We start from the raw sequence: 24,889 nt of genomic DNA, 5'->3' as shown, positions 1-24,889 counted from the left end.
GTCAGGGTAGCTGTCATCCCAGTGCCCTGACTACTTGGATCCAGGAAAAAGAATGGTGTCATCCAAGTAGCTGACACTGGGATCCAGAAGACTTAATTTCAACCAAGTGGCTGCATAATAAAGGCTGGATTCCAGTGTCACGCACTGGGATGACACCCTAGTAGAAATCGTTTTTGTAATTGCAACATTCGTGCAATCTTTAGCCATAAATATTAAGAAATTTACCAAATGAAAAAAAAGGCAAAAGAAGCCCTGGGGTTATTATCCGCTTTAAAATATTGGCGTTTTTTATGTTTTAAACGCTTGACAAGCAAGATTAAGCTGCTTTTAATTGCAACTAACTTACGCTGCAAATGTTTAAGAAGTTTACTAAGCAGAAAAAAAGACAAAGAACCCCCGAGTTAGCTAGTCTTTTACTATCTCTGTCGAGTATTGGCATTTTTTGATGTCTTGTAACGCTTTATAAGCGCGTTCAGCTTATTTAGATAAAAATCTAGATGTAGATGAAGTTTTGTAAAGACATACAGTATCTATATACTGCAAAAAATTGAACATAAGACGCCGATACATTAAGTAATCCTTACCTTTTAATCTGCAGATTGGCGAAAGCAAATACAATAGCTTCACTATCATGATAAGGGCGCTGGCGAAGGGTGTCAAGTAAGTTTTTTCGTTTCATCCGATGCGCTGCCAAAAGCTATGCAAAAAGTCCAATGAGTTAACTCCCATATATCCTGAGTAATTCTTGTGCATTAGCTTTGATTAGGATAGGGCATTTTCTATCATTTAATAGGGAACGCAATATTTCAGTTGCACCTTTAATGTCGTTATTGTGTATCTTTACTACAGCGATAGCTTCTTGGCTTGAATAAGGATACACTGCACTTGATTCTAAATTATCAATTTTATCTTTATTTATTTTTTCACCGTTGGAGTGAAGTAAGCTCATTACTTCTAAATATTGTGCTAACTCACGCAAAACATTAGGAGCATCTTTATCATCTGCCAAATCATTATAAATAGATGCTGTGTCTGTTGGCATTGAATCTGAGATATGATTGAATGCGCGTTCAAAATTTGCTAAATACTCCCAATTTGAATCTATTTCTTCTAGCAGCGGCTTATTATCTTTTTTTAAGAATAATACTTCGTAAAACTTGTCACCTGCAGTTATAGATTGTTTTGTGTTATCAATGTTGCGCAATAAGTATAATGTGATGCCAACTAACATTGGCGCGAGTGCAAGCAGAAAGATGTATTTTTTCATGGTAATATTCCAAATAGTTATATATTTATACATTAATGCTTTTGATTTGCAAAAACATATTGACATAGTGATTATATCACATAATAATATTCTTAAAGTTGTTTGAATAGTTGGAGATTAAAATATTTCTAAAGTAGAAATAAAGACAGCAGTATTAAGCTAAATTATTTTTTGTCGGATTTATCCGATGTACCCTCAACCTTTTATAGGTTGAAGTCTAAATTTGAGAGTTTGATCCTGGCTCAGAATGAACGCTGGCGGCAGGCCTAACACATGCAAGTCGAACGGAGTTATATTGTAGCTTGCTATGGTATAACTTAGTGGCAGACGGGTGAGTAATGTATAGGAATCTACCTAGTAGTACGGAATAATTGTTGGAAACGGCAACTAATACCGTATACGCCCTACGGGGGAAAAATTTATTGCTATTAGATGAGCCTATATTAGATTAGCTAGTTGGTGGAGTAATAGCCTACCAAGGCAATGATCTATAGCTGATCTGAGAGGATGATCAGCCACACTGGAACTGAGATACGGTCCAGACTCCTACGGGAGGCAGCAGTGGGGAATATTGGACAATGGGCGAAAGCCTGATCCAGCCATGCCGCATGAGTGAAGAAGGCCTTTGGGTTGTAAAGCTCTTTTAGTGAGGAAGATAATGACGGTACTCACAGAAGAAGTCCTGGCTAACTCCGTGCCAGCAGCCGCGGTAATACGGAGAGGGCTAGCGTTATTCGGAATTATTGGGCGTAAAGGGCGCGTAGGCGGATTAGTAAGTTAAAAGTGAAATCCCAAGGCTCAACCTTGGAATTGCTTTTAAAACTGCTAATCTAGAGATTGAAAGAGGATAGAGGAATTCCTAGTGTAGAGGTGAAATTCGTAAATATTAGGAGGAACACCAGTGGCGAAGGCGTCTATCTGGTTCAAATCTGACGCTGAGGCGCGAAGGCGTGGGGAGCAAACAGGATTAGATACCCTGGTAGTCCACGCTGTAAACGATGAATGTTAAATATGGGAAGTTTTACTTTCTGTATTACAGCTAACGCGTTAAACATTCCGCCTGGGGACTACGGTCGCAAGATTAAAACTCAAAGGAATTGACGGGGACCCGCACAAGCGGTGGAGCATGTGGTTTAATTCGATGCAACGCGAAAAACCTTACCACTCCTTGACATGGAAATTATACCTATTCGAAGGGATAGGGTCGGTTCGGCCGGGTTTCACACAGGTGTTGCATGGCTGTCGTCAGCTCGTGTCGTGAGATGTTGGGTTAAGTCCCGCAACGAGCGCAACCCTCATCCTTAGTTACCATCAGGTAATGCTGGGGACTTTAAGGAAACTGCCAGTGATAAACTGGAGGAAGGTGGGGATGATGTCAAGTCATCATGGCCCTTATGGAGTGGGCTACACACGTGCTACAATGGTGGCTACAATGGGCTGCAAAGTCGCGAGGCTAAGCTAATCCCTTAAAAGCCATCTCAGTTCGGATTGTACTCTGCAACTCGAATGCATGAAGTTGGAATCGCTAGTAATCGTGGATCAGCACGCCACGGTGAATACGTTCTCGGGTCTTGTACACACTGCCCGTCACGCCATGGGAATTGGTTTCACTCGAAGCTAACGACCTAACCGCAAGGAGGGAGTTATTTAAAGTGGGATCGGTGACTGGGGTGAAGTCGTAACAAGGTAGCAGTAGGGGAATCTGCAGCTGGATTACCTCCTTAGGCTTTGCACATAATTTACCATTTTTAATGATGGTGTTGTTATGTGCTATACTGCTGTCTTTACTTCTACTTTATTTTAATTTCCCGATAACGGAATTTTATGAGTGATAGACCTCTTTCTCCACATTTACAAATATATAAAGTACAAGTTACTAGTTTTTTCTCTATTATGCATAGATTGACTGGTATCTTGCTATTCCTTTTATTAATGATACTTTCTTGGTATTTCATATTACATGTTTACTTTCCTGAGTTACTTATAGTAAGGTACTTAAATGCATTATTATTCACTCCTGTTGCTAAATTAGCTTATGTCTTATGTTTTATAAGTTTTGTATATCATTTTCTTAATGGTATTCGTCATTTATTGTGGGATGTTGGGCTTAATTTAGAAATTACTGGCGTTTCAAGGAGTGCTATACTGCTGACAGTAACGCTACTTCTTTCTACTATGGCTTTTTTATTTATGTTTATATGAGTCAGTCTGGAAATTCAGTACATCATTGGTGGGTTCAGCGTGTTTCTGCGGTAATTTTACTGTTCCTGTTTCCTTGGTTTATCTATTCATTTTCTTGCACATTTTATACTGATAGCTCTTTGTCTTTTAGTGAAAAATTTATTAATCACCCTCTAGAGCTTTTATTTTTTGTTGTATTGTTGTTTTGCATTTTTTGGCACGCAGTTCTTGGAATGCAGGTAGTATGCGAAGATTATATACACAGCGTACCTTTGAGGATTTTTACAATTACATGCATAAAGTACTTATCAAGCATTACTTATATAACCCTCGCTTTTACAATCTTTATCTTCTACAGGCATATTTTCTTGTAAAATCACCGGTGCTGTGTTAATATATTATTAGTGTACTAGTTTTATTATTGAACTATAGCATTATAGCGATTTTGGTTTGACAATATGTTTGAAGCATTAAAAAAGGGAGCAATAGATCTTACACTTAAAGCAAAAGGTCTGCTTACTTCACCTGAATCTCAAGTTTACGTCGAAGACCTTAGAAAGGTAATGATGTATGATGGAAGGAAATGCCAGTATCCAAAAAATTATGATCAAATTGTACAGTCTGCTAAAATCATAGAAAACAGGGATATGCATGGAAATGCTATACTAGATAAAGATAAAAATCCAACCTATAAACTTTTGTATGGTCAAAAAGATGAGAATGGAGAACAACCAAGTTTCAGATTATCTTTAGTTACCAAAGATAAAGATAATGATAGATCTTATTTTACTATCAATTATATAGACAATCAGGGTAAGCAAATTCCGATAAATGAGTTGCATAAGTCATATTTTGAGCCATTAGGCTTTTCGAGAATGGATTTGAAAAAACACGTGCCAATTTTTGAAGCTGAAAAAACTAAGGATCCTCAATATCCATTTGAATTAACTAATTCTTCTGTGCTAACTAAAGAGGTAAAAAATAAAGAAGGTAAAGTTCAGGAAGTTGTTGATGAAAAAGGAAGAAATGGAGAATTATTATACACTAGTGATTACAAGAAGCTAAGCACCCATTTTTCAGAAATTAGAGATCAGAATGGTAATCTAGAGCTAGATAAAAGTCTTATATCTGTTCCTATCGTTTTTGCTACAAGTTTAGCTAAAGTTTGTACTAAATTGTTGACTTCTCTTCCTATAAAGTTAGGGGAGCATTTAATAAGCGAACAAAACCCAATTGCAAAGTCTTTTGGTTATCTTTTATTTACTCCTGCAATGGCAGTAAAAAATTTAGTGGATATGGGAGCTACCATACTTAAGGCTCCAATTTTATTGTTTGTAGCAAATGAGAAAAAATATGGTGATGCTTACTACACCATGTGGAAACACCAACTGAAAGGATGTTTGGAAGAAGCAAAAAGTGACTTTAATGTTATTAAAGGTGAAGAAAGGCTAAAGCCGGATCATGGGAATCGTGATTCACTAGTGGGCACATGGGATGAGCTTAACGCTAGAAGGCCAAAGAAACAAGGGGATGATAAAGAAGTTAGCAAGAGTAATGAAATACTAAAGAGTCCTGAGGAAGAACAAAATAAGGGTAATGAAATATTAAGTGATAAAAGAAAAGGTCATGTTGAGGAATTACAAAATAGAAGAAATTCACAGCAAGGGCAAGGCGCTACACATGATCACTCTCATTAGCAATTACTTTAAATCAACATTTACTTTCTTTATTAACTATTCCACAACAAAAACTTGCATGTATTTTGCCCTCAGTATAAGATATTAATTATTTAATTAATATCTTAACTAAATGCGCCCTGTAATATTGTGTGGTGGTAGTGGTAGCAGACTTTGGCCTTTATCTAAGCCAAAGCAATTTCAGAAAATATTTAGTCAGAACACTATGTTTCACAACACTTTGTTGAGGCTAAAAAGCGATTATATGCCGCCCATAATTGCTACAAATATACAGTACGAGTCATTAGTGATGGAGGAATTGCATGCACTGCAAGAATATAAAGTGATTTTCGAACCAGTGAAAATTGGAACAGCAGCGGCAATATTAATTGCTGCACTTCTCTGCAATGAAAACGAGACAATGTTAATTCTGCCTTCAGACCATTTTATAGGTGATTTGAATAGTTTTTATGCTTCTACTCAAAAAGCGTCTAAGTTAGCCTCTGAAACTAACTCTATAGTCACTTTTGGGGTTAAGCCTCATGAATTCAATTCTGAATACGGCTATATAAATGCAGTATATGATCAGAAAGAAAAATGTCATATAGTGAAAGATTTTACAGAAAAGCCCGAGCGTAAGTTAAGTAACGATCATTATTGGAACTCTGGAATATTTGTGTTTAAAGCAAAACGCTACATAGATGAGATTAAAAAATCTGCCCCGAATCTTTACAATTTATGTTTTAAATATTTCACACCGCAAGAGAGATTTCTGTATTTAAAACAACGAGATTTTGCAGGAATTGAAGGCATATCCATTGATTACTTGGTGATGGAGAAAGCAAAAAACGTTGCAATGATAGAAGCTAATTTCGATTGGTTGGATGTTGGAACTTGGAATTCAGTTTTAGAATTGAGTGAGAAGTTTAGTAAAGAACCGGCATCATTTCAGCATGTGATTAGAGAAAGAGAACCAGTTTCAACGACAGAAAGTAATAAAAATTTATTGAGTGGAGCTTGTAAGCAACCAAACAAAAGTCTAATTTCATTTATTCATAAAGTTAAGAAAGTAAAGGTGATAAGGAAAGAAGTTAAACCATGGGGATTTTGTAGTATAATTTTAATGAGCGAAAATTTTCTTATAAAATATCTTTTTATCAATCCATTAAGCTGCACTTCTAAGCAATTCCATCACTATAGAGATGAATACCATATAGTGCTATCAGGAGTTGGATATGTTAGTTTAGAAGACAAAGAATATGCTATAGCAAAGGACCATATGATAGAAATCCCAAGGGAAGTTTCCCATAGGATTGAAAATAGAAGCACAAGCTTTCCACTTGAAATAGTTGAATTTCAGATAGGAGAGCATTTATCTGATAATGATATAGTGAGATTGGATGATGTATATGGAAGAATATGGTAACGCCATAAATGCATTTGTTGGCAATTTATAATATGGGTATAGCTGCTTTATGTAAAAAATAATATTTACTAAATCTTAATATTTTAAACCTATACCCATATTTTAATAAATAATGAGTTGTAATTAATATGAAGGATCCATTTAAAAGTGACAATTATAGAGAAAATCTCGGTTTCCTTAAAGAAGCTATAAAAGCAAGAGATGAGTTAGTAACTATTAGACATTATAATAAAACGGTAAGGGATTTATCTCAGGCATTAAAGCGTTTTACAGATAAGGCAGAAGATGTAGCTAAGTTTGTTATACGTAGTGACTCAATTGATTATGTAAAATCGATGAATGGAAAGCCATCAGGTCTTAAGATATTAAAGGAAATATTGAATAGAATCTCGGGAAGAAATGTTCCAGTTAAGAATATAAGTAGTTTTATTGATAAATTACCTCCTCCTACTTCAATGACAATCTTTGAATATCTAGAGGCTTATCGTAAAATTTCAGGTTTGGAGCAAGTTGAAAGAGGAAATATTGCAATAGCTCCAGAAAAGCCAGAACGCAGTTTTCTAAAAGAAGATAGACAAGTAGAAGTTAATTATAATGATTCAGGCCATGGAAATTCATTAGATGAAAAGCCTGGATACAAAGAGATATCAAATTATCAAGAGAAGAAGAGTAAAATTTTAACAGAAAATTCACAAAGTTCAAAATCGCCTAGAGAAGAGCTAATTTATGTAACAGTTCCTAAAGAACATATGGAAGCAAAAAGAGAACTTAAACAAAAACAACAATCTAAACCTCCAATATTGCCAAAACCATCAATAGCACCCCCATTGCCAAAAAAAATGTTTACTGCTGGTCAAGAAGTTAGACAAAAACCAAAAGTAGTAGGAACTGTTCCTAAATCAACTAAAGATAAACCTGAATTACCACTAAAACTTAAAAAGTTAGGTCATACTGATCAAAAATCAAGCACAAAGCTAGAAATGGTAGTATCTTCTATGGAAAAAGAAATTAATTATAATATCGATATTAAAGTACAAGAGATAAGAAAAAAATTCAAACAAAATCAAGCAAAAGAAAGTCCTAATGCGCAAACTATTGAAAGCAGGACCCCTCCTGTTGCACAAGTGAATATAGATGTGGAGAAAAAAACTAGGCCATCACCAAAAGTTGCTTCCCAATCTCGCTTATTTCCAATGAGGGATGAAATATCTCAGATGAATCCCTTATCAGCAAAATCTGATCCGAGACCTCATGTTAGCAAAAATGCTCTTCTCACAGATGTAAATGTAAAGCAACTAGTTGTACAATTTGAAAATTATGGAAGGAAAGAATTATAACTTATTGAATAAACCCAATAATATTCTTGATTTTTTCTATGTTATAAAAGCACAAGCTCTCCACTTGAAATAGTTGAATTTCAGATAGGAGAGCATTTATCTGATAATGATATAGTGAGGTTGGATGATGTATATGGAAGATTTTGAAATTCTAATGTTAAAGATACTCTATAAGTCTGCTAAATTTAAGGAAGCAAAAATCTCTAGTTTTTAAATAAAGAAAAGTCTACAATTATACGAAGTTTCAAAAATATAATGTCTAACCTCAAAATATTTTGTAATGTCCATTGCCTTTGAAATTACTATGGCTGCTTGCTATTTGCGAGCAAGAAATGCCAGATTTTGCTCTATAATGACTTTGTTCTCTATTATCGGCATTGCCCTTGGAGTTGCAACACTAATAGTGGTGATGTCTGTGATGAACGGATTCAGAGCAAAGTTGCTTGACTCAATACTTGGCATTGATGGCCATATTAACGTTTATTTTGATAGGAACATAAATTCAGATTACTACGCAGTTTCAAAATCTATTGAGAGAATTCCTGGTATATTAAAAGCTACTCCTATGACCAATGATCAAGTTATTATTGTAGCAAATGGTAAAATTGCAGGTAGCGTAGTGCGAGGTGTGTCAACTAAAGATTTGCTTGATAGTACTGCCGTTACAAATAATGTAATTATAGGTGATGTAAAAAAATTTGATGAAGGGATAATAATAGGAGCACGCTTAGCAGAAGTTTTGAACATTGACTATGGCGACGAAATTACGTTTATATCATCTGAAGAATTTGATGCATTACTTGGTGAAATGCCGCGAATGAAAAAATATAAAGTTATAGCAATATTTGATATGGGTATGTTTGAGTATGATAATACCTTGATATATATGCCTCTAAAATCAGCACAAGCCTTTTTTAATTATAAAAATAGCATAAAAAATATAGAAGTACTTGTAGACGACGTTACTAGAGCTGATAAGCTGGCAGATGCTATAGAAAAAGAAATAGGAATGGAAGCTGAAAGTTGGCAATCACAGCAAAGCCATTATTTTAGTGCTTTAAAAACTGAAAGAAATGTGATGTTTTTAATTCTCACTTTGATTATAGTTGTAGCAGCGTTTAATATTATCTCAAATTTAATGATGATAGTGCAAGAAAAGAAATCCGCGATTGCAATTATGCGTACATTTGGTGCAACAAGTGGAAGCATTATGCGTATATTTTGCGCTTGTGGTCTATTAATCGGTTTTACGGGAACTTGTCTTGGCTGTATTATAGGTGTCGTTTTTTCTCTCAATATCGAAAGCATTAGAGTGTTTTTAGAAAACATTACTAACGTCAAGCTGTTTGATCCTATGATATACTTTTTTTCAAGTTTGCCAGTGATATTAGTACCCCAAGACGTAGTAAATATTTCTGCACTTGCGTTACTCTTATCATTTTTAGCGACAATTGCTCCTGCGTTGCAGGCAGCTGCACAAGATCCTGCGGAGATACTACGTTATGAATGATACTCAGCAAAAGTACATAGGTTGGTTCTTAATTGTATTGTTATTTACCGGTTACATCACAATAAATAACATAATCTTTTTAAAAATAAATCAGCAAGAGAGTGAAAACAATGTGAAAGCTTTAACGGAAAACATGGATGAATTTAGAATGTTGCTTGAAGTTAATCAATCTAGAATAGAAAAAAAGATATTTGACCTCAAGAGAAGTCAGCATACTCAATGTGAGCAAGGTGATAATAACTCAAGATGTAAGAACCTTGCAAAATTGCTATTACTTGTGGTTAAAATGAAGAATTCGTTATTGCGAGAAGCAAAATTTGATAACCATATAAATTCAATAAAGCCTTTGATATCAGAGCTTGACGATCCAGAGATAGAAAATGCAGTAGATGAATTAGAAAATTTGAAAGAGATAAATACCTTACACGAATTGAAGTTATCTTTTGAAAAAACTATTGATACTATCGATTACAACAAAAGTACATTGTCTAAAAAAATCATTTCAAACTGGATAAAGGTAGACGACCGAAATGATCCATTAAGAGTAAAATTCGCAGAAATTGAGGAGTCAATAAATGATAATGATTGGCAAAATATAACTGTTACAGTAAGCAATTTAACGCATTCAGAATTCAAGCCATGGCTGAATAAATTGAATGGTTTTATTGTAGCTTCTAAGAATATTTCAACAATATATCATCACTTATTACAATATATCTCATGATTTATTTTATAATTTTCGCTTTTTCGTTTTTATTTGGTATATGGGTCAAGGTAAGTGGTGAAGTAATAAAATTGGAATTAGGCAATTACACTATAAGTATTGATCTATATTTCATTATTTTTACTTGTGTAGTTTTATTATTTTTATTAATTACACTTGTACGCTTTTTTTCCTCCATTTCATCAACATTTGCCAACATAAGAAATAGAAGAAGGGATAGGGAAGAATTGCTTCTCTTTGAAGCTTTCTTTAGCATAGACTTAGACAATATAGAGAATGCCCAAAAGCTAGTTAAAAGTCTGAGTGAGGAGAGCGATAGGTTGTCTTTAATAAAGCTCTTTAACTCAGGTAAGACGGGAAATTACAGCTTTTTCAGTAACGGTTTAACAAATATTGCAAATAAAAATCGTAACTTAGCTCTACTTCTAGCCAATAAGCTGATTGTCCACCTCAAACAAGAAAAAGTAGTCTTTCAAAAATTTATAGAATATTGCTCTAGTTCAATTAACGATAAAATGCTATCTATTCCCTTTCAAATAGAGCATTGCATATTGAAAGAAGATTGGATTAATGCAATTTTGAGGTTGAAGGAAGCAGTTAAGTCCAATATTTTTCTCCCCTTTGATCATAAAGAAATGTTTGCAGTGTTTTATTGCGCTTTAGCAAAGCAATATGAAAGTAAAGGAAATTTTAAGGAGGCTATAAAGTCTTTATTTAGAGCACAACGTTATAGTGCAATTTTTCAGCCCATCAATTATTTAAAGGCAGAATTATATATTAAACTTGGAAAAATCAGAAAAGCTTCTGCAGTGCTAGAGGCAGAGTATACAGTAAATCCTACTCCTCAGTCAGCTAAAATGTACATCAATTTAAATAGTAAAGGTGCTGAAAGACTATACAACTTACGCCCTGATTATTATTTTAGTTACTGTTTACTTGCTTTGTCCTCAATGAGTTCAGGTAAATATGATCTTGCAAGTCAATATTTAGACACTGCTATGAAAAAAGCTAATTACATGTCAATCTACTTTATTGTAATACAACTCAAGGTTACATTGCAAGAACACGACAAGGTAATTTATTGGCTAAACAAGATGGGCTCAGAAGCTTTGCCTGATCCAGGCTGGAAATGTAAAAATTGTAACAGGGAACTAGAACAATGGGATCATAAGTGTTCAAGTTGTAATAGTTTTAATTGTGTTTATTATATATTATAAAATTCCACAAAGTGTAGAAATTACCATTAGGCTACTTTCACATTGATATTGCTGAAGTTAGAGCACTTTCTTAATATAATCCTTATCTCCAAACAATAAACCTGCAAGTTTCTTAGCTAGACTTGGTTTTAATGTCAAAAAAACTTGCTTTTAGACACTAACAGTTATATATTTTAATAAATCAGGGTTGTATACAAAATGAAGAGCTTAAAGGAATTATCCTTAAGAATTAAGAATATTAGGTCTGTACAGAAAACCACGAAAATAATGCAAATGGTTTCTGCAGCAAAGTTGTTACAAAGCCAAAAGAAGTTATTAAATTCAAAATTATATGTATCTAAGCTGCATAACATTATTTTTTCATTAATGCTATCAGTTGATCAAGAATTACTGGCAAAAATTCTAAATGTCAGTAACGACGGTTCTTACCTAGTATTCATTATTGCGTCTGATCGTGGCTTGTGCGGCAACTTTAACTCTTCTATTGTCAAATTTAGTCAAGAGCGTGTAAATAAGTCAATCGCAAATGGCAAAAAAGTAGATATTGTATTTCTTGGTAAAAAAGCTTTTGATGTAGGTAAAAATAGATTTGACTCTAAAAGTATCTTAAAAATTGAAAATAGTAAGGGAATCACGTTAAAGCACGTAGAAGCTTTGGTTGATGGTATAGATTTAAGTAAATACGATAAAGTTAAAGTTTTTTATAGTAAATTCTATAATACCTTCACGCAAAAACCAATGTTGGAAACAATAAAACCATGGAGTAAAGACTCATCCTTGATTGATAGCTCTCTGGCTGGTCCAACAACAGATTACGGCTATGAGTATGAACCACAAAATATTGAATTTATTTTAAAATCTTTGGTTCAAGATTACGTTGTAATTGCTCTTTACTCTGCTTTACTTGAAAGTGCAACGAGTGAGAATAGTGCTAGAATGGTTGCTATGGAATCAGCAAACAGAAACACTAAAGAGATACTGAACAAATTAGCATTGCTTTATAATCGTTCTCGTCAAGCAGCGATTACGACTGATTTAATTGAAGTTATAGGTGGTGCAGAATCTTTATAGAAATCTAAGGAATAGAAAATGAATATATTAAATATTGCAGCAGATATTACTAAACTAATAAAAAAGCAAAATCAAGATGCGGAAGTTACAATATATGAAACTAATAAGACTTCAGTTTCTCAGCGTCTATCAAAAATTGAGCAAATATCACAATCTAAAAATTGCACTGTAGGAATCAGAGCTATAGCAGGTAAAAACAAAGCTGCGTATATTTCTACAAACGATTTGAATAATCTGAGTGATACAGTAAGCCAAGTGGTAGAAATGGCAAAGAATGCGCCAGAAGATCCTTGCATTAATTTTGCTGTAAATGGTAGTAATTATATCTCTTCTGCAGATTTAAGTATCTCAGATAATAATGTTGTAACCGTTGATAACCTAAAAGAAATTGCTGAAGCTGCAGAAAATTCAGCCCTTGCACATAAGAGTATCACTAATTCTGAAGGAGCCTCTTCTTCATACGCTTTAGTGAATACAGTATTATCGACTGTTTCTGGTTTTATTGGCTCGTTTAGTAAATCAACCTTTGCTAATCAGGTCTCTGTTGTTGCTGGAAGAGAAAGTGAAATGAAGGTTGGTTACGATTATGATATAGCATGTAATTTTAGTGATTTAAAGTTGCCAGAGTTAATGGGAAAAGAAGCAGCAAAAAGAGCAGTTGATCAATTGAATTCACGTACAATGAAAACTGGTAAATTTCCAGTTATTTTTGAAAAAAGAGCAGCAAAAGGGCTAGTAAAAAGTTTTGCTTCTGCTATAAATGGGAGCAGTATTATAAGCAACAGTTCTTTCTTGAGGGGTAGTTTAAACGCTCAGATTTTCAACGATAGAATTAATATTATCGATGATCCATTGTTGCCAAGAGGCATAGCATCGAGACCATTTGATGGAGAAGGGATAACTAGCAAGAAAAATATATTTGTAAAAAACGGAATATTACAAAATTGGATTTTAGACTTATACTCGGCTAGAAAATTAGACTCAGAAACAACCGGAAGTGCAACTCGTGCAAGTAATGCTGCAGTTATTCCTGCAGCTAGTAACCTCTACATTGAGAATGGTGATGTATCGTTTGAAGAATTAATTCAGGAAGTGAAAGAGGGAATATATGTAACTGATTTATTTGGTTTTGGTGTCAATTTAATCAATGGCGATTACAGCCAAGGCGCTTCCGGATTTTTTATAGAAAATGGAAAAATAACGTATCCAATACATGAGATTACCATTGCTAGCAATTTGAAGGATATGTTTAGCAATTTAGTCGTTGCAGATGATCTAACTTTTTGTGGGCAATTTAATTCACCAACGATTAAAGTTAGCGAAATGACGGTTGCAGGTTCGCTTAACGATTAAAAAATTTATTTGCATCAAGTACAACAATTGTGTATTATTGTCATGTAATGTTAAGAATAGACTATGGAGTATAAAGGTTTAGTTTCAATAGCTAAGCTTAAAGCATTCTCAATCGTAATTTCAAAGTTTTTCATCACATTAGTAATGTTAGTTAATAATTTAGGAGTTGTTTAAATGGAATTTGGTAATGTAAAATGGTTTAATGCCGAAAAAGGCTATGGTTTCATCAAGCCAGAAGGTAAAGGGGGTGACGTTTTTGTACATATTAGCACATTGGAACGTTCGGGAATAAGACCTGAGGCACTTAAAGGAGAGAATAAAGAGAAGGGAATAAAAGGAGAAAGGGTGAGTTATGAGGTTAAAGAGGAGCGCGGTAGAAACGGAGAAGATAAAAAATCTGCAATAAATTTAAGATTGGAAGATTAATCTATTATGAAGTCTTTTAACAGGATTAACGTATTGTGAATAATTTTCATGAGATGGGTCTCCCAGCTTCGCTTAGACAAGCTCTAGATAAAAATAATCTTTTCGTCCCAACTCCGATTCAAATACAAGCGATTCCCTTAGCGCTACAAGGTAAAGATATTCTCGGATCTGCTCAAACGGGGACTGGAAAAACTTTAGCATTTGCTATTCCGTTGGTTGCTAAGTTGCTGAATGAGCCTAACACTGGTTCAGCTTTAGTCATCGTGCCAACCAGAGAGCTTGCGCATCAGGTAACAAATGAGATAAGAAAACTCTTATCTCAAAATTCTGCACTAAGGGTCGCTTTGTTGATTGGTGGTGAGCCTATTTTTAGGCAGCTAAATCAGCTTCAGAAAAAACCACAAATTGTAATAGGTACTCCTGGTCGTATTATAGACCATATTGAGCGTAAAACTTTGATTACTCGCAATGTTAGCGTTCTTGTGCTTGATGAAACGGATCGTATGTTTGATATGGGCTTTGGAGTTCAGATTGAAGAAATTATGAAGCATTTGCCTAAAATAAGGCAAACTCTTATGTTTTCTGCAACTCTTCCTGGAGATATAGTAAAACTTGCTGAGAAGTACCTTAATCGACCAGAACGTATTTCTGTTGATTGTGAGGTTACAACTTCTGTAAAAATTAAGCAAGAAATTGTTTATGCATCAGAATCAGAAAAATATGAAAAGCTTGTTACACAACTATGTCAGCGCGAAGGATCAATCATTATCTTTGTCAAAACAAAGCGAGGAGCGGATCAGCTAGCTAACAGATTGCACAAAGATGACTATAGCGCTTTAGCAATTCATGGTGATTTAAGGCAGCACAAGCGCGAAAGGGTCATTAATTCTTTTCGTCGTGGCCGTAATCAAATCATGGTTGCAACAGATGTTGCTTCTCGCGGCCTTGATATTCCCCACATTCAACATGTTATCAATTATGATGCACCACAATCGCAAGCTGACTATATTCATCGTATAGGTAGAACTGCACGCGCTGGAGCTGAAGGGTATGCGCTATCTTTTGTTACACCTCAAGATAAGAGAAGACTGCCTGCACTGGCAGACAAAGAAGGAGAGCTAAATTTTGATTGTAGTGTGCAATTTAAAAAACGTAACAGCAAAAAGGTCTTTAAAAGGCCAAGTACGTTAAAGACTAAATACGGTAGAAAAAAGATCAATGCATTTAAGAAGAAAAGCAGAGTACTAGAAAAAGCGTATTAAATAGGATTTACCTACAATTTGATAAGCGTAAAACTCGTCATTCCGCTACTCATTAGCGGAATCTATGCTGAGATATTGCGGTGCTATGACGTAGATCCAGAGTGGGATTCAAATTGGCTACAGCGAACTGCTGGATTTCAATTTTTTTAATAATTGTGTGCTATTCATTATATATGAGTTCCCACTTTTAAAGAGAATAGGAGATGATTTCCAAAAACTTAGAGGCAAGTTTGAATAGAGCACTATTCATTGCTTCTAATTTTAATCTTAAATATGCGAAAGTAGAACATTTATTGCTGGCGTTAACTAAAGACGTGGATGTAAATTACGTTTTATCAAGATGTAATATCAGAGCCGATGAAATCATCAGTATGGATAACATTCTATCAAGATGCAATATTAAGGCTAATGATTATAATAATAATATAAAAGGGTTTTTACAAAGCAGTTCTGAATTGATTATCAGTGGAGTTAAACCTAGCTCAATGTTTCAATGCATAATACACAGAGCAATAATACGGGCTCATAGCTTGGGGAAAAAAGAAATAAATGGAGCAAGTGTTCTAGTAGAAATTTTGTCTGGGCAAGATTTATACGTTGAAGATCTATTGCAGAAACAAAGTGCGAAAGATTCCAATTTGATTTACCACATATCTAACATGAAATACTCTAACGATATAGATGAATACACCACTAATCATAAAGTAAAACTTGATAAAAATAATGATGCTCCTACTACAGTAAATAAAGGTGAGCTACTAAAAGATGAGGAAATTCTACAAAGTTATTGTAAAAATTTAAATGACTATGCAAGAAGCAAAAAAATAGATTATGTTATTGGTCGTGATTATGAATTAAATCGCACTATAGAAATATTATTGAGGCGTAGAAAAAACAACCCTTTATATGTTGGAGATCCAGGTGTTGGCAAAACCACAATAGTTGAGGGTTTGGTACTCAAAATCATTGAAAACAGTGTTCCAAGTGCGCTCAGGTCCAGTATAATTTATGCTTTGGATTTAGGGTCACTCCTTGCAGGGACACGCTATAGAGGTGATTTTGAAGAGAGAATAAAATCTATAATAAAAGCGATTGAGGCAAAACCAGGTGCTATCCTTTTTATTGACGAAATACACACTATCATTGGAGCAGGTTCTACAAGTGGTAGCTTTCTTGATGCAGGTAACCTACTCAAACCTGCGCTTGCAAGAGGTACACTGCGTTGTATAGGTGCAACTACATATAGAGAATACAGCAATAGTTTTGAAAAAGATAAAGCATTAGCGAGGAGGTTTCAAAAAATTAATGTTAAGGAATCTTCTGTTAACGAAACGATAAAGATACTAGATGGTATAAAGCACTACTATGAAGGGTATCATGGAGTATATTATACAAAGAATGCCATTAGGTCTGCGGCTGAACTTTCGCATAAGTATATTACTGGGCGAATATTACCTGATAAAGCGGTTGATGTTATTGATGAGGCAGGGGCATATTGTAAATTGCTAAGAAACAGGGGTAAAATTGTAAATAGTAGAGATATTAAGAATACCATTACTAGAATTACAAATGTGCCTTGCGGATCTGAATCTGATGATTTGCAGAAAGTAAAGTCTTTAAAAGCTAATCTAGAGAAGGTGATTTTTGGCCAAGAGCAGGCAATAGAATCTCTTGTTAATTCTATTAAAATTGCTAAATCTGAGTTGAGAAATTACAATAAGCCTTTAGCAAATTATCTTTTTGCAGGGCCAACCGGTGTTGGTAAAACCGAGCTAGCAAAACAATTAGCAGAAAGCATGGGCATGAATCTTATACGCTTTGATATGTCCGAATATATTGAGTCTCATACGATATGTAATAGTTCAGACTTGATCTGACAGGCGTGAATTAACTGACAGAAGAATTGACAAAGTCAAAACCAAAATCAGCATCCTGTTTAATGCTATCAATATTTTTCTGATAAGCAATATGCATACTATCAAAAAAGGTTTGCATAGGTGTCTTACCATAGCAATATTTACCTGAATGCGGTCGAGATCTATTGTAAGAATGCACCCAATGGTCTACATCTAGCTGAAGCTCTGCCAAAGAGGTGTAAATTTTCTTTCTGAAGATAATATTGTAGCATTCATCTTGCATAGTTCTGTGGAACCTTTCACAGATGCCATTAGTTTGTGGAGAACGAGCTTTGGTTCGAGAATGATCAATATTTTCTACCCCCAAATACAGCTGGTAAGCGTGATTTTCAGGTCTGCCACAGTACTCTGTACCACGATCCGTCAAAATGCGTAGCAATGATACTTTCTGTTCATCAAAAAACGGTATCACCCTATCATTGAGAAGGTCTGCAGCTGTAATAGCAGTCCTTTCTGTATAAAGCTTAGCAAAAGCAACTCTAGAGTAGGTATCAACAAAGGTTTGTTGGTAAATTCGTCCAATACCTTTGATATTACCCACATAATAGCTATCTTGGCTACCCAAGTATCCTGGATGTTCTGTTTCAATTTCTCCATGGGCCTCTTTTTCTTCCTTAGCCTTCTCTAGAGCTGTTATCTGCTCTTCTGTTAAGATAATGCCATCTTGAGCTACTTTTGCTTCTAATGCCTTTAACCTCTTTTTGAAATTCTCAAGATCGTTTCTTTGCCACACTGATCTTATTCCACTTGCAGAGATGAGAATTCCTCTCTTTTTCAGTTCGTTTGCTGCTCTTTCTTGTCCATACGCTGGAAATTCTATTGCTATTTCAATTACTGCTTTTTCTATATCCTCCGATACCCTATTTGCATATAATGGCTTGCTTTTGCTTATCTCGTGTAAAGCCTCTTCTCCTCCTTTTTCATACAGTTCTTTGAAGCGGTAAAATGTATCCCTTGAATATCCCATTACCTTACACGCCTGTGATACATTTCCTAATTGCTTTGCAAGTTCTAGCAATCCCAACTTTGGTTTTAGTATTTTTTCTTGTGTTGTACTCATATCTGACACTCCTTTAAAATTTATTCATATTTTTATCTTACTTTGTTCGCCTGTCAGATCAAGTCTGAACTATTACACTGTATCTAATAATCAATATAGTGTTGTGCTGCTTGATGAAATTGAAAAGGCTCATAGCGATATCTATAATATATTGCTACAAATTATGGATTATGGTTGCGTTACAGACACTTACGGACGTAAAGTTAACTTTTCCAATATAATCTTAATTATGACAACTAATGCAGGAGCAGCTGAACGCAGCAAAAGTTTTGTTGGCTTTGGGCATAAAAAATTTAACACTGGTGATAGTGAAAAAGCGATAGAACAGGTTTTTAGCCCTGAATTTCGTAATCGTCTTGATGCGATTATTTCTTTTTCTGACTTAAATGCGGATATAATTCTGCATATTGTAGATAAATTTATTCAGGAACTGAAAAAGCAGCTGACGCAAAAAGGCATAAACTGCTTGGTAGAAGATGAAGTGAAATCTTATCTTGCACAAACAGGTTATAGTAAGGAAATGGGAGCACGTCCGATAGAGAGACTTATTGAAAAAGAGATAAAAAGTTACTTAGCGGAAGAAATACTGAATCGTAAATTAATAAAAGGAAAGAAATTAAGAATCTATATGAATAAAGTAGAAAATAAAATTGCTTTTGATATAGTTTAAAATCCTTGTATTGAACTTCATCTTTGTTACAATCTATAACTTAAATTCAATTTGAATTATAGTGATAAGTGATAAAGTAAAACAAGTCCTAAGCTACTACGAAAGTGAAAACCCTGGGGTAAAAGCAAATCTTACTCGTATTCTCATGCATGGAAAGCTTGGCGGCACTGGCAAGTTAGTGATTCTGCCAGTAGATCAAGGATTTGAGCATGGTCCAATTAAAAGTTTTGAAGTTAACCCTGATGCTTATGACCCACATTATCATTTTCAGCTTGCGGTTGATTCGGGAGTAAGTGCATATGCTGCTCCACTTGGTATGATTGAAGCTGGTGCTGCAACTTATGCTGGAATGCTCCCACTTATTTTGAAACTTAATAGTTCCAACTCTTTACATTCAAAGGATCTAACCTCTGATCAGGCAATAACCTCTTCTGTGAAAGATGCGCTGCGTTTGGGCTGCTTAGCTGTCGGATTTACTATATATCCTGGTTCTGCTAAGTGTTTCGATATGATGGAGGAAGCCCGTGGAATCATAGCTGAAGCCAAATCTTACGGGCTTGCAGTAGTGCTATGGTCTTATCCACGCGGTGAAGGGATTTCCAAAGAAGGTGAAACAGCAGTTGATGTTATTGCCTATGCTGCACACATAGCAGCTTTGCTTGGCGCTAATATAATAAAAGTAAAACTTCCAACTAAATATTTGGAAAGGGAGAAAATAGAAACAGAAAATATTGAATCATTATCTAAAAGAATTGAATATGTTAAAAGGTCTTGTTTTGCAGGGAAAAGAATAGTAGTTTTTTCTGGTGGTGAATCGAAGGAAGTAGATAACATATACAATGAAGCGAAAGAAATTAAGCAGGGTGGCGGTAATGGTTCAATCATTGGACGTAACACTTTTCAACGCAAAAGGGAGGAGGCTTTATCTATGCTAAAAGATATAATGGATATCTACACATAAAAAACGGCTGGGTGGCAGAATGGCTTATGCGGAGGACTGCAAATCCTTTTATACCGGTTCAATTCCGGTCCCGGCCTCTTTCATTCTCTATATCTTGTAAAAGTTAACAGTAGCTTTAAGTGTGTAACCTATAGAGAAAGCTTGTCCATAGTAAAATCAATTTCTTTTCAAGTTATGGTTATACTCTTATAGCGTTTCATGGTAAAAAATAAACTAAAAATAAGCAAAGTGTTTTACAAACGTAATTTACTATTTTTACTACCGCCCGAAGTTGCTCACTCTTTGGCAATTATGGCATTAAAGAAAATGCCTTATAAGAATCCTATAGAGCTACCAGAATCTTTGAGTGTGAATTTTTTTGGTAATAAGCTCAGAAGCCCCATAGGTCTGGCTGCAGGTTTTGACAAGAATGCAGAAGTTATAAGGCCTATGCTCTCATTTGGTTTTGGGTTTATTGAAACTGGTACTGTAACTCGTAATCCACAATATGGAAACAAAAAGCCAAGAATTTTTCGGTTAATTAAAGATCAAGGGGTAATTAACAGATTGGGATTTAACAATAAAGGAATAGACTATTTTCTTAAACAAATAGGTGAAACTAAGCTTGATGACTGCATTTTTGGCATCAACATAGGAAAAAACAGTACATCAAAGGACCAAATCAGCGATTATGTTGACTTAATAAAGATAGTATATGGAAAGAGCAATTATATAGTGCTGAACATCTCATCCCCAAACACGCCTAATTTACGCAATCTGCACAATAAGCAAGAATTATCGGAATTGTTGAAATCCGTAACTCTAACCCGAAAATCAATTGATAATTCTAAATCCATACCAATAATATTAAAAATCTCACCAGATGTAGATCAGCAAACGAAAGAAAATATCGCTGAGCTTGCGTTGGAATATAAGATTGACGGATTAACAGTAAGCAACACTACGGTAAGTAGAGATAATCTGCATTCTCACCATAATGAGAGTGGTGGGTTGAGTGGCAAACCGCTGTTTAAACTTTCAACCGAGTTATTGGGCGATATGTACAAATTTACTAAGGGCAAAATATTATTGATAGGGTGCGGAGGAATCTCAAGTGGTGCTGATGCATATAAAAAAATAAAGGCAGGAGCTTCTTTGGTGCAGTTGTACACTGCTCTCATATACCACGGACCTCAAGTTGTAAACAAAATTAATCTAGAACTTGCAGAACTAATAAGGAGAGATGGATTTAGTAACATTAGTGAGGTGGTGGGTTGTATACATTAATTTTGGAAGTTGGTGGTATTATTTTAATAAAATAAAACTAATTCTCTGGTATAAAGGTGGTAGAAAGTGCTTTTCTTTTAAATAATTGGTATGAAGAGTTTGAATGATGCAATATCTAAGATCATTGATTATAAATTTACAAATTATGCAATATTAGAAGAGGCACTAACTCACCCAAGCGTAAATAAAAGGAATAGCAAAAACCAGATTGTAAGCTACGAAAGACTAGAGTTTTTGGGCGATAGTGTTTTGAATATGGTTGTATCTGCCACACTGTTTAAACTATTTCCTGAAGAAAAAGAAGGAGCATTGGCAAAAAGAAAGACGGATTTAGTTTGTGGCAACACCATTGCTAATGTTGCTAAAGAAATAAAATTAGGCAGCTTTATCATCATGAATAATAGTGAACGCTGCAATGGAGGGAGATGTAACTTAAAAAATTTAGAAAACTCGCTTGAAGCACTAATAGGTGCAATTTATATTGATGGCGGGCTTGAAAATGTTGAAAAATTTATTATCCAATATTGGGAAAAGCTAGCTAAAGGCATGCTTGACCCCCCTCAAGATCCTAAAACCTCACTGCAAGAGTGGACTCAGAAAAACAAATTGCCTTTACCAGAGTATGAGCTTGTAAAACAAACTGGACCAGCGCACAATCCTGAATTTACTATATCAGTTTGCATAGAAGATTATGGTAAAGTTTCTGCATGCGCTTCTAGTAAAAAGATTGCTGAACAAAAAGCTGCTGAGTTGATGCTAGAAAAAATTGGAAAAGACGCTTCAGTTTAGGCAAAATAGGCATTAATGTAAATTTTAAGGAAGCTAATAGCGTTTAGGGTAAATGGTCAATTTAAGGAGAAGCATAGTATTATTCATAAAAAAGTTGATTTACCAAAAATCAAGCCTTATGTAGTGGAATATCAATGGCTGTTGTCGGAGATGCGGAAAAAAAGAAGTAGCAAGTTACCAAAAGGTGTTATGCCAGATACATTTGGTCCAAGAGTTGTTTTGTGAAGTTGACAGAGTCAAGGAGAATGAAAGTTTTAAAAAATAGCATATTTTTTAATTATAAAAATTTGATATTAACTGTTGTTGGTTGATTGAGTAAAAACCAGTGAATGGTCACGTTAAAACATATTTTTAAATTTCTGCCAAAATCCTGGTTTATTATCATTAACCTTTGTAAATGTTATATTTAAACTGTATTTCGGATCATTTGGCACGTCGTATTTTATGCTAAATGTTGAAACTTTATCGTTATTGTAAATATGTACATCATCATATGATAGCTTTGTTGTGTAACACTTTACATACTTTTGCTTATCATGCACTAAATCACCTGACTCCCTTTCTAGTTCCACAAATTTCGTTTTTTTCTGACATTCCTTCATTTTTATTAAATCCTTATCTAGTGATATTGAAACTGGCAACGTATTTCCAGCATATTCTTTAGCTAAAAGTTCACTTTGAGGATACATTTTTATTTCCCTGCCAAAATGTGAGTCTATGAAATTATTACTCCAAAATTTATCGCCAGAATGCACGTACTCATCAGTAGCATACGGCACCCCACCATAATTGCATTGAACTTTGTAATCTCCAACACCGTTGTTTTGAAAAAAATCATGAATAGCAGTGTAGCTACCGGCAGCATCATTTATATAATCCATTACTTTATTCCTTAAATTTTTAGTTCATTATATCATAATCATTATGCCAATCAATCAAAAAAGCTCTCCCTTGCTGTTTTTAAAACTGATTTTGAGCAAGCGCTCTCGATTAGTTGGGAGCGTATTTGTAAGATTGTGACATTCGTGCCTCCCAGTTTTTCACATACTGCTGAATCAATTCAGGATAATCTGTAATAATTAATAAATTTTCAGCATTTCCTTTTTTAGCTGTCTTACTAAGGTTAAATGACCCTGTGATGACTTTTTGATTGTCAGCAATCATTATCTTATTATGAGCAATCTTTGGCTTATCATCGATCCAAATTGGTACTCCACCTGAAAATAATTCATTTATAACACTATATTTTGAGTAGAGTTGCGATTTATCTAAGATGACTTTAACATCAACACCGCGTTCTTTAGCATTAATCAAAGATTTTGCAACTGTTCCAAGAGTAAATGTATATTCTTGAACTAAGATAGATTTTTTAGACTGATCTATTACGTTGATTATCGGTACAGCACAATCTTCTCCAGGTGAAAAGCAAACCGTAGCTTTTGGGCAGGGCGAAAATATAAAACCCGCATAGTAATACAGAGAAAAACACATTAATAAGAATAAAAAGTGAAAAAGCCTCACAACAACCCACCCCCGGATATACGGCGATAGGCTACATCATAATTTAATCACCTGTCAATAGACTTCTTGTATAGTTTTTGGCAACAACCGTTAGAAACGAAAAACTTACTTGACACCCTTCGCCAGCTCCCTTATCATGATAGTGAAGCTATTGTATTTGCTTTCGCCAATCTGCAGATTAAAAGGTAAGGATTACTTAATGTATCGGCGTCTTATGTTCAATTTTTTGCAGTATATAGATACTGTATGTCTTTACAAAACTTCATCTACATCTAGATTTTTATCTAAATAAGCTGAACGCGCTTATAAAGCGTTACAAGACATCAAAAAATGCCAATACTCGACAGAGATAGTAAAAGACTAGCTAACTCGGGGATTCTTTGTCTTTTTTTCTGCTTAGTAAATTTCTTAAACATTTGCAGCGTAGGTTAGTTGCAATTAAAAGCAGCTGAATTTCGCTTGTCAAGCGTTTAAAACATAAAAAACGCCAATATTTTAAAGCGGATAATAACCCCAGGGCTTCTTTTGCCTTTTTTTCCATTTGGTAAATTTCTTAATGTTTGTAGCTAAAAGAGCCCAAGAGAGGTGTCATTCCAGTGCTCCTTTTTTTGTCATCCAAGTAGCCTCCTATGGTGTCATCCCAGTGCCCAGACACTGGGATCCAGTTGAGCTATTTCAACAAAAATACTGCATTTTGAGATGAACGTTTATTTTCACCAGATTATTTACAAGTATAACAATTAAAGTCTGGATTCCAGTGTCAAGCACTGGAATGACACCGTCTTGGATGGAAACCAGTGTCGGCTACTCGGATGACATCATAGGGGCGCTGGAGTGACAACCGTCATCCCGCTACGTGTTAGCGGGATCTAGAGATACCGCGAAGGGATACTGCGAATGAATCGCGGTATGACGGGCATGACGATAAGGTTTATACCTTGTCATCCCAGTGCTTGACACTGGGATCCAGCTTTCTTTATAAATTCACCAAAAGTGCTTCATTCTATAACGCAAAACCCATACTCACCAAATCCAATGCATTACTTGCAATTAAGTTTCCTGGATCCCAGTGTCTGGGCACTGGGATGACACCATCATAAAGGAATCAGTGTCAGCTACTTTCATGACACCATTCTTTTTCCTGGATCCAAGTAGTCGAGCTACTTGGATGACAGCTAGCCTGACAACCGTCATCCCGCTACGTGTTAGCGGGATCTAGAGATACCGCGAATAAATCGCGGTATGACGGTTCGTGG

At 35.0% G+C, this 24,889-nt stretch carries 21 protein-coding genes, 1 tRNA gene, 1 rRNA gene and 2 pseudogenes; 19 read left to right on the top strand and 6 right to left on the bottom strand.

Annotation, left to right across the window (positions count from 1 at the left end):
- Positions 1 to 30: 30 nt before the first annotated feature.
- Positions 31 to 207 carry a hypothetical protein gene (locus ABWU73_RS08160; protein WP_410176927.1) on the bottom strand — a complete coding sequence of 59 codons (177 nt, stop codon included), beginning with the start codon at positions 205 to 207 and terminating at the stop codon, positions 31 to 33.
- A gap of 511 nt (positions 208 to 718) precedes the next feature.
- Complete coding sequence (locus ABWU73_RS07475; protein ID WP_264329417.1) at positions 719 to 1,333, bottom strand: hypothetical protein; 615 nt, start codon at positions 1,331 to 1,333, stop codon at positions 719 to 721.
- Positions 1,334 to 1,486: 153 nt separating this feature from the next.
- Here ABWU73_RS07475 and ABWU73_RS07470 point away from each other — a divergent pair.
- From ABWU73_RS07470 to ABWU73_RS07405, 14 genes and pseudogenes are all read left to right on the top strand, one after another.
- Positions 1,487 to 2,991, top strand: a 16S ribosomal RNA gene (locus ABWU73_RS07470).
- A gap of 100 nt (positions 2,992 to 3,091) precedes the next feature.
- Positions 3,092 to 3,469, top strand: a complete 378-nt coding sequence (gene sdhC / locus ABWU73_RS07465) for a succinate dehydrogenase, cytochrome b556 subunit (RefSeq protein ID WP_010963112.1) — start codon at positions 3,092 to 3,094, stop codon at positions 3,467 to 3,469.
- Positions 3,466 to 3,822, top strand: a complete 357-nt coding sequence (sdhD, locus tag ABWU73_RS07460; RefSeq protein ID WP_010963113.1) for a succinate dehydrogenase, hydrophobic membrane anchor protein — start codon at positions 3,466 to 3,468, stop codon at positions 3,820 to 3,822. The genes sdhC and sdhD overlap by 4 nt, the downstream gene beginning before the upstream one ends.
- Before the next feature lie 84 nt (positions 3,823 to 3,906).
- Positions 3,907 to 5,145 carry a hypothetical protein gene (locus ABWU73_RS07455; RefSeq protein ID WP_010082038.1) on the top strand — a complete coding sequence of 413 codons (1,239 nt, stop codon included), beginning with the start codon at positions 3,907 to 3,909 and terminating at the stop codon, positions 5,143 to 5,145.
- Between the two features lie 112 nt (positions 5,146 to 5,257).
- Positions 5,258 to 6,550 carry a sugar phosphate nucleotidyltransferase gene (locus ABWU73_RS07450; RefSeq protein WP_341811053.1) on the top strand — a complete coding sequence of 431 codons (1,293 nt, stop codon included), beginning with the start codon at positions 5,258 to 5,260 and terminating at the stop codon, positions 6,548 to 6,550.
- A 128-nt stretch (positions 6,551 to 6,678) separates the two neighbouring features.
- Positions 6,679 to 7,887, top strand: a complete 1,209-nt coding sequence (locus ABWU73_RS07445) for a hypothetical protein (protein ID WP_070357004.1) — start codon at positions 6,679 to 6,681, stop codon at positions 7,885 to 7,887.
- 280 nt (positions 7,888 to 8,167) lie between these two features.
- Entirely contained in the window at positions 8,168 to 9,397 is a 1,230-nt protein-coding gene (locus ABWU73_RS07440) for a lipoprotein-releasing ABC transporter permease subunit (protein WP_070357005.1), read from the top strand.
- Entirely contained in the window at positions 9,390 to 10,121 is a 732-nt protein-coding gene (locus tag ABWU73_RS07435) for a hypothetical protein (RefSeq protein WP_038250643.1), read from the top strand. Before ABWU73_RS07440 ends, ABWU73_RS07435 begins: the two co-directional genes overlap by 8 nt.
- Positions 10,118 to 11,338, top strand: a complete 1,221-nt coding sequence (locus tag ABWU73_RS07430; RefSeq protein WP_007548692.1) for a hypothetical protein — start codon at positions 10,118 to 10,120, stop codon at positions 11,336 to 11,338. Before ABWU73_RS07435 ends, ABWU73_RS07430 begins: the two co-directional genes overlap by 4 nt.
- Positions 11,339 to 11,536: 198 nt before the next feature.
- Positions 11,537 to 12,409: an ATP synthase F1 subunit gamma gene (gene atpG, locus ABWU73_RS07425; RefSeq protein ID WP_010081973.1), complete on the top strand. Its 873-nt coding sequence runs from the start codon at positions 11,537 to 11,539 to the stop codon at positions 12,407 to 12,409.
- Between the two features lie 18 nt (positions 12,410 to 12,427).
- Positions 12,428 to 13,762: a TldD/PmbA family protein gene (locus ABWU73_RS07420; protein WP_010081974.1), complete on the top strand. Its 1,335-nt coding sequence runs from the start codon at positions 12,428 to 12,430 to the stop codon at positions 13,760 to 13,762.
- 174 nt (positions 13,763 to 13,936) lie between these two features.
- On the top strand, positions 13,937 to 14,188 hold the full coding sequence (locus ABWU73_RS07415) for a cold-shock protein (RefSeq protein WP_006279919.1): 252 nt from the start codon (positions 13,937 to 13,939) through the stop codon (positions 14,186 to 14,188).
- Between the two features lie 35 nt (positions 14,189 to 14,223).
- Positions 14,224 to 15,450 (top strand): DEAD/DEAH box helicase, encoded by a 1,227-nt coding sequence (locus ABWU73_RS07410; RefSeq protein ID WP_038199603.1) that lies wholly within the window; start codon positions 14,224 to 14,226, stop codon positions 15,448 to 15,450.
- A gap of 203 nt (positions 15,451 to 15,653) precedes the next feature.
- A pseudogene (locus ABWU73_RS07405) lies at positions 15,654 to 17,303 on the top strand (AAA family ATPase); the annotation flags it as partial.
- 34 nt (positions 17,304 to 17,337) lie between these two features.
- Here the strand turns inward: ABWU73_RS07405 and ABWU73_RS07400 are convergent.
- Entirely contained in the window at positions 17,338 to 18,426 is a 1,089-nt protein-coding gene (locus ABWU73_RS07400; RefSeq protein ID WP_264329420.1) for an IS481 family transposase, read from the bottom strand.
- 76 nt (positions 18,427 to 18,502) lie between these two features.
- Here ABWU73_RS07400 and ABWU73_RS07395 point away from each other — a divergent pair.
- The 5 genes and pseudogenes from ABWU73_RS07395 to rnc form a co-directional block, all read left to right on the top strand.
- Positions 18,503 to 19,096: pseudogene (locus ABWU73_RS07395) on the top strand (AAA family ATPase); the annotation flags it as partial.
- 64 nt (positions 19,097 to 19,160) lie between these two features.
- Positions 19,161 to 20,057: a class I fructose-bisphosphate aldolase gene (locus ABWU73_RS07390; RefSeq protein WP_209473361.1), complete on the top strand. Its 897-nt coding sequence runs from the start codon at positions 19,161 to 19,163 to the stop codon at positions 20,055 to 20,057.
- Positions 20,058 to 20,062: 5 nt separating this feature from the next.
- Positions 20,063 to 20,134, top strand: a tRNA-Cys gene (locus tag ABWU73_RS07385).
- Between the two features lie 121 nt (positions 20,135 to 20,255).
- Positions 20,256 to 21,323, top strand: coding sequence for a quinone-dependent dihydroorotate dehydrogenase (locus ABWU73_RS07380; RefSeq protein WP_007548704.1), 1,068 nt, complete (start codon positions 20,256 to 20,258; stop codon positions 21,321 to 21,323).
- A 90-nt stretch (positions 21,324 to 21,413) separates the two neighbouring features.
- Complete coding sequence (gene rnc / locus ABWU73_RS07375; protein WP_006279914.1) at positions 21,414 to 22,112, top strand: ribonuclease III; 699 nt, start codon at positions 21,414 to 21,416, stop codon at positions 22,110 to 22,112.
- A 338-nt stretch (positions 22,113 to 22,450) separates the two neighbouring features.
- On the opposite strand, the gene ABWU73_RS07365 is transcribed toward rnc, so the two are convergent.
- From ABWU73_RS07365 to ABWU73_RS07350, 3 genes are all read right to left on the bottom strand, one after another.
- Complete coding sequence (locus ABWU73_RS07365) at positions 22,451 to 22,993, bottom strand: hypothetical protein (protein ID WP_006279913.1); 543 nt, start codon at positions 22,991 to 22,993, stop codon at positions 22,451 to 22,453.
- Between the two features lie 109 nt (positions 22,994 to 23,102).
- Positions 23,103 to 23,633, bottom strand: a complete 531-nt coding sequence (locus ABWU73_RS07360; protein WP_010963125.1) for a phospholipase D family protein — start codon at positions 23,631 to 23,633, stop codon at positions 23,103 to 23,105.
- A gap of 1,050 nt (positions 23,634 to 24,683) precedes the next feature.
- Complete coding sequence (locus tag ABWU73_RS07350) at positions 24,684 to 24,827, bottom strand: hypothetical protein (RefSeq protein ID WP_153801319.1); 144 nt, start codon at positions 24,825 to 24,827, stop codon at positions 24,684 to 24,686.
- Positions 24,828 to 24,889: the final 62 nt, after the last annotated feature.

The organism is Wolbachia endosymbiont (group A) of Andrena helvola (genome assembly GCF_964028415.1).
Lineage (GTDB): Bacteria > Pseudomonadota > Alphaproteobacteria > Rickettsiales > Anaplasmataceae > Wolbachia > Wolbachia pipientis.
This window is presented reverse-complemented; position numbering and strand designations above follow the sequence as displayed.

Coding starts and splice junctions, on each gene's coding strand:
- ABWU73_RS07400 (WP_264329420.1), bottom strand. CDS start 18,426: ATGAGTACAACACAAGAAAAAATACTAAAACCAAAGTTGGGATTGCTA.
- ABWU73_RS07475 (WP_264329417.1), bottom strand. CDS start 1,333: ATGTCAATATGTTTTTGCAAATCAAAAGCATTAATGTATAAATATATA.
- atpG (WP_010081973.1), top strand. CDS start 11,537: ATGAAGAGCTTAAAGGAATTATCCTTAAGAATTAAGAATATTAGGTCT.
- ABWU73_RS07435 (WP_038250643.1), top strand. CDS start 9,390: ATGAATGATACTCAGCAAAAGTACATAGGTTGGTTCTTAATTGTATTG.
- ABWU73_RS07365 (WP_006279913.1), bottom strand. CDS start 22,993: ATGGATTATATAAATGATGCTGCCGGTAGCTACACTGCTATTCATGAT.
- sdhD (WP_010963113.1), top strand. CDS start 3,466: ATGAGTCAGTCTGGAAATTCAGTACATCATTGGTGGGTTCAGCGTGTT.
- sdhC (WP_010963112.1), top strand. CDS start 3,092: ATGAGTGATAGACCTCTTTCTCCACATTTACAAATATATAAAGTACAA.
- ABWU73_RS07430 (WP_007548692.1), top strand. CDS start 10,118: ATGATTTATTTTATAATTTTCGCTTTTTCGTTTTTATTTGGTATATGG.
- ABWU73_RS07420 (WP_010081974.1), top strand. CDS start 12,428: ATGAATATATTAAATATTGCAGCAGATATTACTAAACTAATAAAAAAG.
- ABWU73_RS07455 (WP_010082038.1), top strand. CDS start 3,907: ATGTTTGAAGCATTAAAAAAGGGAGCAATAGATCTTACACTTAAAGCA.
- rnc (WP_006279914.1), top strand. CDS start 21,414: ATGAAGAGTTTGAATGATGCAATATCTAAGATCATTGATTATAAATTT.
- ABWU73_RS07350 (WP_153801319.1), bottom strand. CDS start 24,827: ATGACGGTTGTCAGGCTAGCTGTCATCCAAGTAGCTCGACTACTTGGA.
- ABWU73_RS07445 (WP_070357004.1), top strand. CDS start 6,679: ATGAAGGATCCATTTAAAAGTGACAATTATAGAGAAAATCTCGGTTTC.
- ABWU73_RS07440 (WP_070357005.1), top strand. CDS start 8,168: ATGTCCATTGCCTTTGAAATTACTATGGCTGCTTGCTATTTGCGAGCA.
- ABWU73_RS07450 (WP_341811053.1), top strand. CDS start 5,258: ATGCGCCCTGTAATATTGTGTGGTGGTAGTGGTAGCAGACTTTGGCCT.
- ABWU73_RS07380 (WP_007548704.1), top strand. CDS start 20,256: ATGGTAAAAAATAAACTAAAAATAAGCAAAGTGTTTTACAAACGTAAT.
- ABWU73_RS07415 (WP_006279919.1), top strand. CDS start 13,937: ATGGAATTTGGTAATGTAAAATGGTTTAATGCCGAAAAAGGCTATGGT.
- ABWU73_RS08160 (WP_410176927.1), bottom strand. CDS start 207: ATGGCTAAAGATTGCACGAATGTTGCAATTACAAAAACGATTTCTACT.